The organism is Oceanospirillum sp. (assembly GCF_982874595.1).
This window is the reverse complement of record NZ_CEYNZH010000017.1, coordinates 45,152-61,646: the sequence shown is the minus strand read 5'-3', so window position 1 is coordinate 61,646 and position 16,495 is coordinate 45,152. Positions and strand designations below refer to the sequence as shown.

The 16,495-nt window shown below is 48.2% G+C and carries 14 protein-coding genes and 1 tRNA gene; 13 read left to right on the top strand and 2 right to left on the bottom strand.

What is annotated here, in order from left to right:
- Positions 1-1,936, bottom strand: a 1,936-nt coding sequence (locus tag AC4GL5_RS09785) for a GGDEF domain-containing response regulator (protein WP_490382596.1), incomplete at its 3' end; no start/stop codon positions are given.
- 376 nt (positions 1,937-2,312) lie between these two features.
- Here AC4GL5_RS09785 and AC4GL5_RS09780 point away from each other — a divergent pair.
- The 4 genes from AC4GL5_RS09780 (at position 2,313) to hepT (ending at position 3,899) form a co-directional block, all read left to right on the top strand.
- On the top strand, positions 2,313-2,789 hold the full coding sequence (locus tag AC4GL5_RS09780; RefSeq protein ID WP_490382595.1) for a peroxiredoxin: 477 nt from the start codon (positions 2,313-2,315) through the stop codon (positions 2,787-2,789).
- A 70-nt stretch (positions 2,790-2,859) separates the two neighbouring features.
- Positions 2,860-2,936: transfer RNA gene (locus tag AC4GL5_RS09775), tRNA-Val, on the top strand.
- 152 nt (positions 2,937-3,088) lie between these two features.
- Complete coding sequence (gene mntA / locus AC4GL5_RS09770; RefSeq protein ID WP_490382594.1) at positions 3,089-3,472, top strand: type VII toxin-antitoxin system MntA family adenylyltransferase antitoxin; 384 nt, start codon at positions 3,089-3,091, stop codon at positions 3,470-3,472.
- Positions 3,447-3,899, top strand: coding sequence for a type VII toxin-antitoxin system HepT family RNase toxin (gene hepT / locus AC4GL5_RS09765; RefSeq protein WP_490382593.1), 453 nt, complete (start codon positions 3,447-3,449; stop codon positions 3,897-3,899). The genes mntA and hepT overlap by 26 nt, the downstream gene beginning before the upstream one ends.
- Before the next feature lie 283 nt (positions 3,900-4,182).
- Here hepT and AC4GL5_RS09760 read toward each other — a convergent pair whose 3' ends face one another.
- Positions 4,183-4,872 (bottom strand): hypothetical protein, encoded by a 690-nt coding sequence (locus tag AC4GL5_RS09760; RefSeq protein ID WP_490382592.1) that lies wholly within the window; start codon positions 4,870-4,872, stop codon positions 4,183-4,185.
- 248 nt (positions 4,873-5,120) lie between these two features.
- Between AC4GL5_RS09760 and AC4GL5_RS09755 the strand changes: the two genes are divergently transcribed.
- The 9 genes from AC4GL5_RS09755 to AC4GL5_RS09715 all read left to right on the top strand — a co-directional run bounded on the left by AC4GL5_RS09755 (position 5,121) and on the right by AC4GL5_RS09715 (position 16,433).
- Entirely contained in the window at positions 5,121-6,629 is a 1,509-nt protein-coding gene (locus AC4GL5_RS09755) for a sigma-54 interaction domain-containing protein (RefSeq protein ID WP_490382591.1), read from the top strand.
- 86 nt (positions 6,630-6,715) lie between these two features.
- Positions 6,716-10,105 carry a type I restriction endonuclease subunit R gene (locus AC4GL5_RS09750; protein ID WP_490382590.1) on the top strand — a complete coding sequence of 1,130 codons (3,390 nt, stop codon included), beginning with the start codon at positions 6,716-6,718 and terminating at the stop codon, positions 10,103-10,105.
- Positions 10,099-11,748 carry a type I restriction-modification system subunit M gene (locus AC4GL5_RS09745; RefSeq protein WP_490382589.1) on the top strand — a complete coding sequence of 550 codons (1,650 nt, stop codon included), beginning with the start codon at positions 10,099-10,101 and terminating at the stop codon, positions 11,746-11,748. The genes AC4GL5_RS09750 and AC4GL5_RS09745 overlap by 7 nt, the downstream gene beginning before the upstream one ends.
- Positions 11,748-12,800, top strand: a complete 1,053-nt coding sequence (locus AC4GL5_RS09740) for a PDDEXK nuclease domain-containing protein (RefSeq protein WP_490382588.1) — start codon at positions 11,748-11,750, stop codon at positions 12,798-12,800. The genes AC4GL5_RS09745 and AC4GL5_RS09740 overlap by 1 nt, the downstream gene beginning before the upstream one ends.
- 28 nt (positions 12,801-12,828) lie before the next feature.
- The gene (locus AC4GL5_RS09735; RefSeq protein ID WP_490382587.1) at positions 12,829-13,995 is read left to right on the top strand and encodes a restriction endonuclease subunit S; all 1,167 of its coding nucleotides are present in this window, start codon (positions 12,829-12,831) and stop codon (positions 13,993-13,995) included.
- Between the two features lie 22 nt (positions 13,996-14,017).
- The gene (locus tag AC4GL5_RS09730) at positions 14,018-14,548 is read left to right on the top strand and encodes a hypothetical protein (RefSeq protein WP_490382586.1); all 531 of its coding nucleotides are present in this window, start codon (positions 14,018-14,020) and stop codon (positions 14,546-14,548) included.
- Positions 14,549-14,640: 92 nt separating this feature from the next.
- The gene (locus AC4GL5_RS09725) at positions 14,641-15,057 is read left to right on the top strand and encodes a nucleotidyltransferase substrate binding protein (protein WP_490382585.1); all 417 of its coding nucleotides are present in this window, start codon (positions 14,641-14,643) and stop codon (positions 15,055-15,057) included.
- On the top strand, positions 15,045-15,347 hold the full coding sequence (locus AC4GL5_RS09720) for a nucleotidyltransferase family protein (RefSeq protein ID WP_490382584.1): 303 nt from the start codon (positions 15,045-15,047) through the stop codon (positions 15,345-15,347). Before AC4GL5_RS09725 ends, AC4GL5_RS09720 begins: the two co-directional genes overlap by 13 nt.
- Before the next feature lie 21 nt (positions 15,348-15,368).
- The gene (locus tag AC4GL5_RS09715; protein ID WP_490382583.1) at positions 15,369-16,433 is read left to right on the top strand and encodes an endonuclease NucS domain-containing protein; all 1,065 of its coding nucleotides are present in this window, start codon (positions 15,369-15,371) and stop codon (positions 16,431-16,433) included.
- The last annotated feature ends 62 nt before the right edge of the window (positions 16,434-16,495 follow it).

Below are 16,495 nucleotides of genomic sequence, written 5' to 3'. Positions count from 1 at the left end.
CATCCGCAGGAAGGCGTAATAAGCTCTCGCAGACCTTATGAATGACAGCTACCAGCAGATTTCGGGATAAACCACTGTAATCAGCAATATTAAAGAAACTTTCGGGGGTAAGGTAATAATCCCGTTCCGGCCAATAAACCAGCACCTTAATCACGGACTGTGGCGAACCGGTATGAATCGACTCGGCCTGTAAAAACTCACAAACCAGTTTGCTTTCAGAGAGGGCGCTGGCGATACGGATTTCGTTATTAATACGGCCTTTGACATTTTCAGCCAACGAATGATTGTAAAAATGGATCTGACTATTACCATTTATCTTCGCTAAGCGCAGCGCTGAAGCGCTGGCATTGAGCAATTCATCCGCGTTGGCACCATCATTAGGCGCAATGGCAATCCCTGCACACGCTGTCATTAATATCTCTTCGGAACCATGAAAATAGGGCTCTTTTATCTCATCCAGGGCACGGTTTGTGATGAACATCGCCTGATTAACGCTCTCAAGAGCACTGATAATTAAGGCAAACCGGTCACCCGACAGCCGCCCAACGGCAAGATTGTAATGGCCAATATCACTAAGGCGAGTCGCTACTTCTGACAGAACCCTGTCACCCACTGCGACTCCATACTCATCATTGATGCCATCAAAACTATCAATATCCAAAGTGATGATTGCAATACCGCTTTGCTCATATTCGTTCACTTCGATCAGATGGTTGATTTCATCTCTGATTTGGGAAATGTTCATCAGGCCTGTCAGAGCATCGTAATTTGCCAAATGGAATAATTTTTGCTCTGCTCGCTTGCGGTCTGTCTGATCGTAGATCTGATAAAAATAATAACTGGGATTAGACTCTTTATCGTGCAGAAGAGTGATATTAATCATCATCCAGCGCCCTTCATTGGACTCTGGTTTCAGTTCTTGCTGAAAATTAGCTGATTGCCCCGATAAGAGAGACAGATGACCATCCTGAATTTTTGTTCGGTCATTGTAAGAAAGGTTCATCACCTCTGAGATATGAATATTGGCTGCTTCAGGTAGTTCGAAAAGTTCTTTGAATGCACTATTAAATTCAATTAACTCACCATTCAATGATACTAGGGCAACGCCTACAGAAGAGTTATTGAATGCGGCCTGAAACCGGCTATCACTTTTTCTGATTTCTGACTCAATCTGCAGCCTGTGGGATGCATCTCTGAGCACAAACAGCCCACCAATTACGCGGTTGGAATGCCCCCGAACAGGGGCGGCTGAGTAATCGATGAAAATACGATGGCCTGTAGTGATATTTTTTATTGAGCCATTAAAAATAATTGGCATAACAGCATTGCGCTGCATAGCACTGGCGACGGGCGATGTTGTCACCAGCGAGCCATAATGATCGTATAAGTGTATTAATTGGCTGATATCTTTTTTCATCAGCTCATCAACGCTGCTGACTTCTAATAGGCGACAGGCCTCCTGATTAGCAAAATGGATCAGGCCGTCAATTCCGACAGCAACGATCCCATCATGCACTGCGTGAAGAATATTAGAAAACCAGCGTTCCTTATAAAGAAGCTTAAACTCCAGCTGATGTTTGGTCAGCGCAACTTCAATACTGGCTCGTAATGACTGGGCATTGTAAGGCTTGGTAATATAGCCGTAAGGAGCAACCTTTGCAGCACGGGCAACCGTGCTGGGATCGCTGAACGCGGTCAGAAAAATGATAGGGATAGAGCGCGTCTTAAGAACTTCCTCAGCGGTCTCAATTCCGTCAATACCATTCCCGAGAACAATATCCATCAGAATCAGATCCGGGTTCAGATCCTGCAACTGCTGAATCGCTGATTCACCATCGTGGGCAATACCCACCACATCAAAGCCGAACTCCTCAAGTTGCTCAGCAAGGTCCATTGCAATAATGGCCTCATCTTCGACGATAAATAATCGCTTCATGCAAAACTCCCTTGCAGCGTAATAGGCACTGCACAACAGCAGAACGGATCACTAACCTTCAAAAGGTAGCAAAGGATCAGTTCTGTTGTTTATTTATTCCGATAAAATCCATCATTGGACAGCACAAGGTGTAACCCAAGGCTTACAGGTATTGGGGAGTAGGCTAAAGTTACGTATCACAACAAAATAATGAATTAAAGATGATTACGACAAAAGAATGGGGTTGAAATCCAGGTGTTTGCCATCACCTAGTAATTTACTAGGACATTAAAGTTGTATAGGTTGCTTGAGGAGTCAGTTTTGACAGATCAATGATCCGAAACACTCCTGTCTTGCATCGTAATAAAAATCAGACATCCAAAAGCTAGAGGTATCTATGTCTATTCAGATTGGTGAAAAAGTTCCAAATGTAGAATTGAAAGTAATGGGCGAACAGGGCCCGGAATCGGTACAAACTGACGATCTTCTGGCGGGAAAGAAAGTTGTTCTCTTTGCAGTACCCGGAGCCTTTACACCAGGTTGTTCCGTGACTCATCTACCGGGCTTTGTTGTTAATGCCGATGCCATCAAAGCAAAAGGGGTTGATTCGATTATCTGTACGTCCGTCAATGATGCCTTCGTTATGGATGCTTGGGGCAAGCACCAGAATGCGGAAGAGATCATCATGCTGGCAGACGGCATTGGTAATCTGGCTGAAGCCGTAGGTCTCGAAAAAGACCTGACTGAAGTTCAGTTTGGTGTTCGCTCTCAACGTTATGCGATGATCCTGAATGACGGAGTCGTGGAATATTTGGGTGTTGATGACAAAGGCGTTGATAAAAGCAGTGCAGAGACCATTCTGGCCCAACTTTGATAGTGCTGGATAATTTTTTCGAAAAAAGTGTTGCTTAACAGAAAGTTATCCTTATAATGCACTCCATCAAAGACGTGTAGCTCAGTTGGTTAGAGCACTACCTTGACATGGTAGGGGTCGCTGGTTCGAATCCAGTCATGTCTACCAAATTTAAAAGCCCGTAACTCTGAGCAATCAGGATTACGGGCTTTTTTCGTTGGGGATATGTTGGGGCCAACTTCTGTTAGAACCAGGAGCTGTTTTGTGACACGAATATCGTATTAAAGATAGAATGGATCTGAATTGCCGGGAGTTGGATTATGAATCAGAAGCATACGCTTGATGCACTAAAAAAACTGGCTGAGTCAGATGCCAGCATCGAAGTTGTATGGCTATACGGTTCACGAGCTAAAGGTACCGCAGATGCTGATAGTGATTTCGATCTGGCCATTGCCTTTCAGGCATTACCTGCAAAGCGAGCGCCCTATTTCACAGAGGATCTTGCATTTCAATGGATGGAACAGGTCAACGCAAAAGTCTCCATTGTAGATATCAACCAGATTCCGATTCCCTTGGCTTACAACATTATACAGGAAGGTGAGATTATCATGTCCACTAATCCACTGCGTATACATTCTGAGCAGTCGAGAGTTTGGTCGCTATGGGAAGAGTACCGATATGAATACCTCAAAAACCGAGCTTAATTTTGAACCTTATGTTATGGCTCTGACCGAACAGGTTGAGCAATATCTAAGTGGCTTAGATGAGCTCAGTTCCATGTTGGAGCAGCGGCCACTGAGCTTCAATGAACGCAGTGCCGTAGAGCGGAGCATACAGGTTATTGTTGAATCCGCTATTGGTTGCTCCAAGCACTATTTGAAAGCTCATGGAAAACCTGTCCCTTCGGAAGCTCGCGCAAGTATTGAGCGCGTTTATGAGCATTTGGCTCTGACAGCCCCCGATATTAATGATATTCGCGGCGCTGTGGGTATGCGAAACGCTATCATCCACGATTACCTGAACTTAGACTGGAAGAAACTAGAGCCGATTGTTCTGGGAAAAAAATACCATTATGTATACCTGTACATTCAAAGCGTAACGCAGGCACTTCTTAATATCCGGCATTCATGAAATATCCCTCATGCACAAAGGCATCGTAGAGGATGGTGCAGTTGGAACTCATCAGCAACCCAGTCCCAGCTCCTTATCCTGAGCGGTGAGCTCTTCCAGGCTGTTAAAAGGCGGCTCTTTTCCAGAACCTCCTGATAGTGTCGAAGATCGCACCTTGTGGTAATTGCCGGAACGGTGAAAAGAGCTCTGCCATCATCTAGTTGCTTAACAAGCGTTGGCCGGAAAACATTCAGCAGTTCAGCTGCAAGACGAAGTAGGGATGATCAAGAAATTAGCTTTTGATCTATTCCTTCACAGTGTATTTGATGCTTTGATTGTCAGCTGAAGCTATCTCAATACTCCAGTTTTTAATGTTAATAATGTTGGACTTGGATAGGTCAAATCTTAGCTCTACATTGAACGGATACCGTATCATGGAGCCGGAAAACTCACGATATAAAAAATAGACGGTATTTTCAGAGATGCCGGTGTATATCAGTTCCTGAGAAAATGTCTCTTCTCTGACCAAAATATAATCTCTGGGAGTAAACAACTGTTTACCATTAATCGCTGAAAATATCGATTTATGACTACTGACAACACCAGAAGAATCAACTGAAATCCTTAGGGGGTCTCCAAATGTATCTTTGCCGATCTCAATTGACTGCAACCGACCTTCTTCCGGCCTGAAAATTGAGTCACCAACCTTGAGATCAATATCATGGTTCTGATTTGAGGAAGCTATCGGGCTTTTCAGGATAAGCTTTTCTTGTCGGCACGCATTTTGTTTTTGATCGACAATGGCGTTTCCAGGAAGGGCCGTTGTCAGGGTGTTCGGCTTAAAGTTTTTGTAATCAGTGGTTTCACACTGATCAGATAAAGCTATTGCAGTAAGCACAATTCCGGCTGCAAGAGCCGCAGTTGCATCTTCACGATCTGCATAAGTGTTGCTTACGAAAGATGTGAACAGGATGAAGAGCAAAATCTTTTTCATTATTCAGTCCATTGATTAGCGATCCAGAAAAGTCTTTATGCGAGACGGAGCTTGTTACCCCCCCTAAATACTCACAATTTACAAATGATACAACACTGGCACGACTAAAGTTTCGGCAAAATGTCAAAATCTTGTTTTGCGCTGCAGGCGACCTCTCCAAATCACCTTAGATGATGAAAATTCGATAAAAATCAGGTAGTTTGCATATTTGTTATTATCACGCTCTCTATGCAATGGAACGCTCTGTGATGTCACAGCTAAGTAATACAGATCAGGTGCTTGTCAGTTGGATCGGTGCCCATGATCTGAAAGCGGTTACGGAAGGTTATACCGGCCCTATTATTGATACTCTGTCAGCGGTTTCGTTTACGCGGGCTGAGCTGATTTTCAGCTATCCCGAAAGCCAGACTGAACCTTACCTTCAGGTGTTAAGATCACGCTTTCCTGATGCAGAGATTAACGCCCGTTTTGCAGATCTTGCGTCCCCTGTTGATTACGAAGCCATCTATCATGCCAGCCGTCATTTTTTGCAGGATCTGGTAGGCGAGGGGCTTACCCCTGCGATTCTTATCAGCCCCGGAACACCGGCCATGCAGGCGATCTGGATTCTGTTGGGAAAAACTCAGTTTCCTTCGCGCTTTTATCAGGCATCCCGTGAAAAAGGTGTTGAACAGGTCAAAATCCCTTTTGAGATCGCAGCTGAATATATTCCTTCTGCAACACATCTGTCTGATAAAACCCTGCAACAGCTTAACCTGAGCGAAGCACCAACCGATGCGGCTTTTGATAACATCATCACGCAAAATCCCGTTATGCTTCGGTTAAAACAGCAGGCACAGATTCTGGCCCACAAAGATGTTCCGGTTCTGATCGACGGTGAAACCGGTACCGGAAAAGAGCTGTTTGCCCGCGCAATACACAACGCCAGTAGCCGAAAAGATCAGCCTTTTATCGCCGTTAATTGCGGGGCTTTTGCGCCGGAGTTGGTGGATTCCATGCTGTTTGGCCATAAGAAAGGAGCCTTTACCGGTGCAAACCGGGACCAGGCCGGTGTCTTTGAGCAAGCCGATGGTGGCACGCTGTTTCTGGATGAGTTTGCCGAGCTGACCCCAGCCGTGCAGGTGCGCCTGTTAAGGGTATTACAGGAAAAACGCTTTACGCCCCTTGGCAGCCAGAAAGAACAGCGCAGTGACTTCCGCCTGATAACCGCTACCCATAAAAATCTGATTCAGGAGGTCAGCGAAGGCCGCTTCCGGGAGGATCTGTTTTATAGGATAGCCGTAGGTGTGCTGCATCTGCCGCCGTTACGGCAACGTCAGGGGGATCTGATACTGTTAGCGGATAACTTGCTGGCCGCGATGGCAAAGCAGGATGGCGATCTTTTGGGCAGTGAAACAGAACATAAGAAAATTTCTGCAGAAGCAAAGAAAGTTATTCTGAACCACCCCTGGCCGGGTAATATCCGTGAATTACGATCAACTCTGCTCCGGGCTTCTTTATGGAGTGAAGGCGATAGCCTGAGCGCCAGCGAACTGCAGAATGCGCTGTTTCAGCAGCCGGATAAGCCCCATGATATTATGCAGCGGGATATATCCCAAGGGGTTGATATACAAGGTATTATTGCTGAGATTTGTCAGCACTATATCCCGCAGGCACTCGTTGAAACGGGTCAGAATAAAACCGAAGCAGCACAGCTTCTCGGGTTAAAAAATTACCAGACCTTGAACAACTGGATGCAAAAATACGGCATCTCCTGACGAGTTGCTAGAAATTGGCACACCTCTCGCTATCTGAAGGATAACCTCAGCATAGCGTGAAAGGTGATATGGAAAGAATCTGTTTTATGACTTCAGTGAATTTTGAATTTCTGCGACCTGAGAATGAATACCTGGCTAACCTTGGTGGGCTGGCAGAGGCGGTGCTTTATATTGACCCCGGCAGTGCTTTAACCCGCCTGCGCAGTTTTGCTGAGCATGTCACGAAAGCGATCTACAAAGAGGAGCGCTTACCGCATCTGCCTCAGGCCAGCTTTTATGAACTGACCAAAAACAGTGTTTTTACCGATTGTGTCAGCCGTTCACTGATCTATCAGATCAATTTCCTGCGGGTACAGGGCAATGATACCGCCCATGGTGGTGAAGGCGACCAGCGCAACGCTCTGTTAGCACTGGGCACGGCGCATCAGCTGGCGCTCTATATGGCCGTTAAATATTACGGCAAGAAAAAAGAAACACTACCGGAATTTCAGGATATCCCGTCGCCCTCCGCCACATTGAACAAACTGGAAAAATCGGTATCCGGCTATAAAAAAGAGCTGGAACAGCAACAGGACGAGCTTGAACGGGTGATGGCACAGCTGGAAAAAGAGCGCGCCCGTAATCAGCAGTCAACAGAGGTTCCCAGCGATTCGGAACAGCAGATCCGTAAGCAAGCCAGTGAGGCTGTTGCCGACAGCCTGCAGTGGAATGAAGCCAAAACCCGCGCCCTTCTGATTGACACTTTGCTGCATCAGGCCGGCTGGGACACCCGGAATTCGGATCAGGTGGGTCAGGAAGTAGAAGTCAAATTCCCACAGAACCCCAGCGGTAAAGGCTATGTGGATTATGTGCTCTGGGGCGATGACGGTCAGCCATTGGCGGTGGTCGAGGCGAAAAAATCCGGTAACACCAACCTGCAGGCGGGCCGGGAGCAGGCACGCTTTTACGCCGATGCACTGGAAGGCATGGGTTATCAGCGCCCGGTGATCTTTTACTCCAATGGATACGAAACCTTTATCTGGGACGACGCCCAGTACAACACCTATCGGCCGGTTTACGGTTTTTACAGTAAAGACAGCCTGGAGTACCTGATCTATCAGCGCCGTTACCGAGACAAAGCACTGGAGCAGTTTAATCCCGAGCTGAAAATTGCCGATCGGCCTTACCAGATTGAAGCGATTAAAACCGTTGCCGCGCATTTTCAGAACCAGCGTCGTCAGGCTCTGATTATTCAGGCTACCGGTACCGGTAAAACCCGTGTGGCAATCGCACTGGCTGAACTGCTGTTGCGAACCGGCTGGGCCAAGCGGGCACTGTTTCTGTGTGATCGTAAAGAGCTGCGTAAACAGGCAGATGATGCCTTTAAGCTGAATCTGCCTTCAGAGCCCCGATGTGTGATCGGTGAAACCAACAAAATCGACCAGAGCGCCCGTATCTATATCGCCACCTACCCCGGCATGATGAATCGCTTCAGTCAGCTGGATGTGGGCTTCTTCGACCTGATTATCGCAGATGAATCCCACCGCAGTATCTACAACAAATACCGCGACCTGTTTGATTACTTTGATGCGCTGCAGGTGGGGCTGACTGCGACACCGGTTAAATTTATCAGCCGTAACACCTTTGATATGTTCGGCTGCGAAACCACAGACCCCACCTTTGAATTTGGTCTGGATGACGCCATTAACAATGATCCGCCCTACCTGGTGGATTTTAAAGTGAAAGACCTGAGCACCGAGTTTCTGCGTGATGGGATTCACTACAAAGATCTGACCCCAGAGCAGCAAAAGCAGCTGGAAGAGGATCTGGGGGAAGAAGAGGCCAAAAACACCACCATCGCCGGAAAAGATATTGGTCGTAAGATCTTCAGCGAAAGTACCGACCGCATCATCCTGGAAAACCTGATGAACAAGGGTATAAGGGATGAAACCGGCTCTTTAGTGGGTAAGACCATCATCTTTGCTCAACGACAGGATCACGCCGAACATCTGGAAAAGCTGTTTTGTGATATGTACCCCCAGTACGGCAGCAAAGTGTGCAAGGTGATTCACAACGCCATTCCCCATGTGGAAGGGCTGATTGCCGAGTTTAAAAAGCCGGATAATGAGTTCCGTATTGCCATCTCGGTAGACATGATGGATACCGGTATCGACGTACCTGAGGTGGTCAATCTGGTGTTTGCTAAGCCTGTGAAAAGCTGGGTGAAATTCTGGCAGATGATCGGCCGTGGTACCCGTCTGCGCCCGAATTTGTTTGGCCCGGGCAAGCATAAAACCGAGTTTTTTATTTTTGATCACTACGGCAACTTTGACTTTTTTGAACAGGAGTACAAAGAACCGGAAGACACCGGCAGCCGATCCCTGCTGCAGACTACTTTTGAAGCCCGTCTGGAGCTTGCCCAGGCGGCGTTAAAGAAAAATCACGCTGCGGGTTTTGATACCGCCATAGCCCTGCTGCGGGCGGATATTAACGATCTGCCGGAGCAGAGTATTGCGGTTCGGCGTGAACTGCGACATGTACACCAGTTGCAGCAGACGGAGCTGTTAAAGCAGTTCAGCGCCGGTACCCAGCATCTGCTGCAGGAAACGATCGCTCCACTGATGTCCGCCCGGGTCCTGAGCGACAAACATGCTACCCAGCTGGACAAACTGATCGCCGGTATTCAGCGCTGTCTGGTCGATCAGGCCAGCTGCTTTGATGATGGCCGGGATGCCCTGCTGGCAGAACTGGATAAGCTTGCTGTGAACATTCAGGCGGTGCGCCAGAAGGATGCCGTTATCGCTGAAGTTCGTAGTGCGGATTTTTGGCAGCAACCCAGCATTGAAAAGCTGGAACACGCCCGACTGGAGCTGCGCGGCATAATGCGATACCGCCAGAGCGGTGGCGGCACACCCTATACGATGCCTGCCACCCGCACAGAGGACGGCGGCGTTGAAGAGCACGAACGCGAGTACCGTATCAGTGGTGCTAACGAAGCGATGCTCTACCGTCGCCGTCTGAAAACGATTCTGGATCAGATGGTGGATGCGAACCCTACGCTGGGCAAAATTCGCCAGGGTGAAGCGATTGACGAAGCAGAGCTGCAAACTCTGACCTCCAGCATTCTCACCAGTAACCCCGGCGTTAATTTGGACGTACTGAATGAGTTTTATGGTCGCACCGCCGATCAGCTGCAACTGACCCTTCGTGAGCTGGTGGGGCTTCAGCCGGAAGCGGTGGAAAAGCACTTTCAGAGCTTCCTGCATCAACACCCCAAATTAACGGCGCAGCAGACCCGCTTTATAAATCTGCTGAAAAACTATATCGCCCAGCACGGCTGCATTGTTATCGACAACATGTATGACGCACCTTTCACCACGGTTTCCCATGAAGGCATCGATGGCGTATTTCAGCCCGATGACGTGGATGAACTGGTCAGCGTACTGAAACCTTTTTTGAATCAAACACAGAACCCAACTGAGAATACCCCATGTTAACAGGCGCAATCCGTAACGATATCGACAAACTCTGGGAAAAATTCTGGACCGGCGGCATCACCAACCCTTTAACGGTGATCGAGCAGATCAGCTACCTGATGTTTGCCCGTATGCTGGATATGCAGGAAGAAGTGGCTGAGCGTAAAGCGGCCCGCACCGGCAAAGGCTTTGATCGCCTGTTCCCGGAGACCAAAGAGGGTCAGCTGCTGCGCTGGAAAAACTTCAAAAATATGAGTGGCACCGAGCTGCACAAACACCTGAAAAAAGAGGTGTTCCCGTTTTTTGCCACCCTGGGCCAGCGTTCTGAGGCGGAAGGTCTGGCGGAAGAGGGCAGTGCCAAGCAGGCATTGGGGCATATCGGTGAATATATGCAGGATGCGGATCTGGAGATCCGTAACGAATCGGTATTGGTCAGCGCTATTGAGATGGTGGATCAGCTGCCCCTGACCCAAAGCGACGTTAAGGGTGATATCTACGAATACCTGCTGAGTAAACTGACCACCGCCGGTATCAACGGTCAGTTCCGCACCCCGCGCCATATTATCGACGCCATAATCGAACTAGCAGACCCGCAGCCCACCGAAACCGTGTGTGATCCGGCCTGTGGAACGGCGGGTTTTCTCGCCCGTACCATGGAGTATCTGACCCGGGTTTACTCCAGCTCTGAGGCAGAGGGCGGCCAGTGGCAGGATGAAGAGGGCAACACCCATTACGCCGGTGACCTGCTGGAACCCTATCGTGAGCATATCAACAAAGCGATGTTCTGGGGCTTTGACTTTGATACCACCATGTTGCGGGTCAGCAGTATGAACATGGCCCTGCATGGGGTTAACAGCGCCAATATTCTCTATCAGGACTCCTTGAGCAAATCCATTAAAGAGCACTTCCCCCGTCAGGAGGAGAACTTCTTTGATGTGATTCTGGCCAACCCACCGTTTAAAGGCAGCCTGGACGAAAGCAACACCAACCCGGATGTACTGGGCATGGTGAAAACCAAAAAAACCGAACTGCTGTTTGTCGCCCATATCCTGCGGGCGTTAAAACTGGGTGGCCGTGCAGCCGTTGTTGTACCGGATGGGGTTCTGTTTGGCTCCTCCAAGGCGCACCAGCAGCTGCGTAAAACCCTGATTGAAGAGAACCAGCTGGAAGGCATTATCAGCCTGCCATCCGGCGTGTTTAAACCCTACGCTGGGGTCAGTACCGCGATCCTGCTGTTTACCAAAGGCGGCACGACTGAGCGGGTTTGGTTTTACGACCTGCAGGCAGATGGCTTCTCATTAGATGATAAACGCACGCCACTTAAAGGCGAGGGCAGTAACGACCTGCCGGATGCCATCCGCCAGTGGAAAGCCTACCGTCAACTGGTAGAAAGCAACTTCGATTTTGACCAAGTGAGTGATGACGCGCAGGGACGCGCTCATCCTGAAAATGCAGGAGCATATTTTCAGGACAAAACCCAAAAAGCCTTTATCGTCAATGCCGAAGAGATCAAAACCAATAAATACGACCTGTCCATCAACCGCTACAAAGAAGTGGTGTACGAGGAAGAGGTCTACGAAGCCCCTAAAGTGATCCTCAGCCGCCTGATGGATCTGGAGCAGGAGATTATGGCCGACCTGAAAGAGCTGGAGGGGATGTTGTAATGACGGAGTTAAGTCATCACGAATACCAGCAGTGGCTTGGCTCGCTTAAGCAGGCGTTTCGTCAACGTCAGCTTAAAGCGGCGGTTGCGGTTAATACCCAGCTGCTGGAGTTTTATTGGCATCTGGGGCAAGAGATTGTTGAAAAACAGCAATCAAGCACCTGGGGGCAGGGCTTTTTAACCCAGCTCAGTAAAGACCTGATGGCGGAATTTCCAGATGTTAAAGGCTTTTCTAAGCGCAACCTAGAGCAGATCCGTCGCTGGTACTTGTTCTGGAACAGTGACGCAGCAATTGCGAAGCAGGCTGCTACGCAATGCCTTCAGATTCCCTGGTGGCACAATATTGTGATTGTCACCAAAGCTCAAAGCCATGAAGAAGCGTTATTTTACGTCGCGCAAACTCAGCAATATGGCTGGAGCCGTAACGTGCTGACGCACCAGATGGAAAGCCAGCTTTGGCAGCGCACGGGAAGCACCGTCACCAATTTTAAGCAGACCTTACCCGCTGTACAGTCTGATCTGGCACAGCAAACACTGAAAGACCCTTACGTGTTCGATTTTTTGTCCTTAACCGAAGACTATAACGAACACGAACTGGAAAAAGAGCTGGTCAGCCATATCAGCCAGTTCCTGCTGGAGTTGGGAGCAGGCTTCGCCTACATCGGCAAACAAGTTCCTGTGGCCGTGGGTGACAAAGACTTTTATATCGACCTGTTGTTCTACCATGTACGCCTGCATTGCTACGTGGTTATCGAGCTTAAAACCGGCGATTTTAAACCGGAATATGCCGGTAAACTGAATTTCTATATCAACGCCGTCGATGGCGAGATCAAAACCGAACAGGATCAACCCACCATTGGCCTGCTGTTGTGTCGCAGCAAAGACAAACTGATCGCCGAATATGCGCTAAAAGGCATCGACACTCCGATGGGGATTTCAGAATACCAACTGACCCAAGCCCTGCCGAGTGACTTAGAAGACAAACTGCCCAGTATTGAACAGATTGAGCGGGAACTGGCATTGGAGCTGAATCAGAGAGGGGGTGAACAATGAGTAATCTGAAAACGCTGGAGGGGATGTTGTGAGTTGGCCCTTGGTTGCTCTATCCGAGTTATGTGAAATAAACATAGGAAAAACTCCCGCCAGAGCTAAAGAAGCCTACTGGGGAGATGGTCATCCGTGGTTATCAATAGCAGATATGAATCAAGGGTTGCATTTATCTCTAACTAAGGAGCAAATCACTGACCTCGCTGTAAAGGAAACTAATATCAAGCTTGTCCCAACAGGGACAGTTCTTTTTAGTTTTAAGCTGAGCATTGGAAAAATCGGGATTACGCAGATACCGATGTATACAAATGAAGCAATTGCTGCATTGCCAATAATAGATGAATTAAGTCTGTGTAAAGAGTATTTGGTGTACGCGCTATCTCAAATGGATGCGTCTAAGACTACAGACAGAGCTGTCATGGGAGCGACCCTAAACAAGAGAAAACTTGCAGAGTTAAAAATCCCCCTTCCGCCCCTTGATGAGCAAAAACGTATCGCTGCGATTCTCGATAAAGCCGATGCCATCCGTCGCAAACGCCAACAGGCGATAGAACTGGCGGATGAGTTTTTGCGCTCGGTGTTTCTGGATATGTTTGGTGATCCCGTGACTAATCCGAAGGGGTGGGAGATAAAGCGTTTTGGTGATGTGGTTGATAGCCAGTTAGGTAAGATGCTTTCTAAAAAAGCCAAAGAAGGAAAATCACCGAAGAAATACTTAAGGAATGCAAATGTCAGGTGGAGACAGCTTGATTTGAAAGATATGTTTGAAATGGACTTTAGTGACAAAGAGATAGAGAAGTTCAAGTTACAAAATGGTGATCTTCTGGTCTGTGAAGGTGGCGATGTAGGGCGTTGCGCTATTTGGCGGGATAACCTTGAAGACTGCTACTTTCAAAAAGCCTTGCACAGGGTGCGGCCCAATAAAACAGTGCTTACATCAGAATATATTCAGGAGTATTTCTTTTGGATGTCTAGGCTTGGTGGATTGTCTGATTCTGTATCAGAAGTAACATTCTCTCACTTAACAGCAGAGAAACTAAAAGAATTGAAAATACCTGTACCCCCATTTGAACTGCAAAAGAGATTTACAAATCTTTATCATCGCTATGAGCGGCTAAATATGAAGAATAATATTTCAGAACTAGGTAACAATGAGTGCTTTAGTTCTCTCAGCCAAAAAGCCTTTGCTGGTGAGCTTTAAGTCAAATTAAAAAGGATTCTTTATGGACGGATTTACGGATGAACAACTGGCGGCTTTAGCCGCCACTTTAGATACGATTACGTTTAAATCTCAACCAATTGAAAGTGTTAACGACAGGAAGTCATCTATTCCCAAGTCAAATAATGAGATTCTGGAAATTTTGGTGACAGCAAACCCTGATATCAAGTTTGACCTGTACGACAGTGGGCTTAGTTGGCCAATCCGTGAGGGTTTTCCATTTAGCGAACATACGCTGGGTATCACACTGGATACAGATGCTTTCAACGACAGTCAGGGCCTACACAGCTTTCCGATCCTACAGCGGTTAAGGCTGAAAATGTCAGGAGGTCGACCATCCGAGGATGACATCAACGATATGCATCTGGCGCTGTTCAATAGTGGTGTCAAAACCGTTGAAGTAGGCACCAAGGGTATGAAAATTGATGATATCGAGTGGTTAAAAGAGAATTTTACTTCCTCCACGACAGATCCCTATACCATCACTGTTTTAGGTGGCCGAGGAAAGAAAGGTATAAGCCGGAATCGAAGATGACAGGCTTAGATTTAGATCATCCGAAAAGGTCTAAGGATTCAGAGTCAAAAACGGCTTAACAATTTAATCAAGTATATAGAAACGGTAGCCCAATGACTGAAACCCAAACTCCCCGCTGGCAACAGCGGTTTCAGAACTACCAGAAAGCCCTGAATCAATTGGCTCAGGCCGTGACTGATTACGATGAATCAGCGCCTAATATCGTTAAAGAGGGGGTTTTGCAGCGTTTCGAGTTTACCCATGAACTCGCTTGGAAAACCCTGAAAGATTATCTGGAATACGAAGGCCACCAAAACATTACCGGTTCCCGTACTGCGGTTCGGTTGGCATTTAATCTTGGGTTGCTGGAAGAGGGGCAGCTCTGGATGGATATGATCGAAAGCCGTAACCGGACGGTTCACGCTTATGATGAAGCTGTGCTGCTGACAGAGTTTACCAAGATTCGTGAGCAGTACGCCCGCTGCTTTAAGCAGCTGTCTCAGACGCTGGTGGCGCTATGTACGGACTGAGTTCTGAACTGATCCAGCGTTTTAACGCCGTCTTTGCTCAGTATCCGCAGTTGGAAAAGGTGGTGATTTTTGGCTCACGGGCAACGGGACGCTATCGAGCAGGTTCTGATATTGATCTGGCTGTGTTTCTGAAGCCCGGACAGAGCCTTGACCTGAACCGGGTCGCCCAGCAGCTGGATGATCTGAATACTCCCTATATGGTTGATCTGGTCGCTGTAGAGCATCTGGTGAATGAGGCGTTGCTTGAGCATATTCATCAGCATGGACAGGTGTTCTACCCAGCAAATTAAACCCATAGAAAAGGATGTTTTATGGCCGTTGAACACGGTATCTGGAAAATAGGCGACACCCCGCAACCGCTGGCGCCGGTGCGTCTGAACAGTGAAGCCTTGCTGGAAGAGCAGATCACCAAGGATATTGCCATTCTGAACCCCGGCTGGCTGCTGATCGGGCGTCAGGTGTATACCGATTTCGGTAAAATCATCGACCTGCTGGCGATGGATGCCACCGGCTCTGTGATTATTATCGAGCTGAAAAAGGATAAAACACCGCGTGATGTGGTGGCACAGGCGATCGATTATGCCAGCTGGGTGGAAAACCTGACCTCTGACCAGTTGGTACAGATTTACGTTGATTTTGCCGCCAAACACAGCCTGACTCCGCAATTCGATCAGGCTTTTGCCGATAAGTTTGGTAACCGCCCGGTGGAGGAGGAGCTGAACAGTTCCCATCAGATCGTGATTGTCGCGGCAGAGTTGGATGCCAGTACCGAGCGCATCATCAACTATCTCAACGATAAGGCCAGTATTGCCATCAATGCGGTCTTTTTCTCGGTATTTCAGGATGGAGGCCAGCAATACCTGAGCCGCTCCTGGATGATCGACCCGGTAGAAACCGAAGAACACGCCATCAACACCCGCCAGAAAGGCCAGTGGAATGGTGAGTTCTACGCCAGCTTTGGTGCAGGCCCCGGCAGCCGTAACTGGCAGGATGCAGCGGAATACAACTTTATCTCAGCAGGCGGTGGCCGCTGGTACAGCAAAACCCTGTTTGGGCTAAAGCCCGGTGATCGGGTTTGGGTCAATATTCCTGCCACGGGCTATGTCGGTGTGGCCGAGGTCACCGGCCATGCGGTGATCGCTGATGAGTTTATAACCCCGCAATTAAGCCTGAAGGGTGATTACAACCTGGCAGCAGAGCAGGGTGAAGATAAAGCCGAATACTTTGTTCCGGTAAAATGGCTGTACAAGGTTTCTGCAGATCAGGCTGTCAACGAAGTAGGCCTGTTTGGTAATCAGAACTCCATCGCCCGCCCGAGAACCCCTAAGTGGGAGCATACCGTTAAGCGCCTGAAAGCGCTTTGGCAAATTGACTGACCCTGCAATAAGCCCTTGCCGGTGAACTTTAAAACCTGAGTAGATATCTGATATTGGATAAT

Coding starts and splice junctions, on each gene's coding strand:
- AC4GL5_RS09780 (WP_490382595.1), top strand. CDS start 2,313: ATGTCTATTCAGATTGGTGAAAAAGTTCCAAATGTAGAATTGAAAGTA.
- mntA (WP_490382594.1), top strand. CDS start 3,089: ATGAATCAGAAGCATACGCTTGATGCACTAAAAAAACTGGCTGAGTCA.
- hepT (WP_490382593.1), top strand. CDS start 3,447: ATGAATACCTCAAAAACCGAGCTTAATTTTGAACCTTATGTTATGGCT.
- AC4GL5_RS09760 (WP_490382592.1), bottom strand. CDS start 4,872: ATGAAAAAGATTTTGCTCTTCATCCTGTTCACATCTTTCGTAAGCAAC.
- AC4GL5_RS09755 (WP_490382591.1), top strand. CDS start 5,121: ATGTCACAGCTAAGTAATACAGATCAGGTGCTTGTCAGTTGGATCGGT.
- AC4GL5_RS09750 (WP_490382590.1), top strand. CDS start 6,716: ATGACTTCAGTGAATTTTGAATTTCTGCGACCTGAGAATGAATACCTG.
- AC4GL5_RS09745 (WP_490382589.1), top strand. CDS start 10,099: ATGTTAACAGGCGCAATCCGTAACGATATCGACAAACTCTGGGAAAAA.
- AC4GL5_RS09740 (WP_490382588.1), top strand. CDS start 11,748: ATGACGGAGTTAAGTCATCACGAATACCAGCAGTGGCTTGGCTCGCTT.
- AC4GL5_RS09730 (WP_490382586.1), top strand. CDS start 14,018: ATGGACGGATTTACGGATGAACAACTGGCGGCTTTAGCCGCCACTTTA.
- AC4GL5_RS09725 (WP_490382585.1), top strand. CDS start 14,641: ATGACTGAAACCCAAACTCCCCGCTGGCAACAGCGGTTTCAGAACTAC.
- AC4GL5_RS09720 (WP_490382584.1), top strand. CDS start 15,045: ATGTACGGACTGAGTTCTGAACTGATCCAGCGTTTTAACGCCGTCTTT.
- AC4GL5_RS09715 (WP_490382583.1), top strand. CDS start 15,369: ATGGCCGTTGAACACGGTATCTGGAAAATAGGCGACACCCCGCAACCG.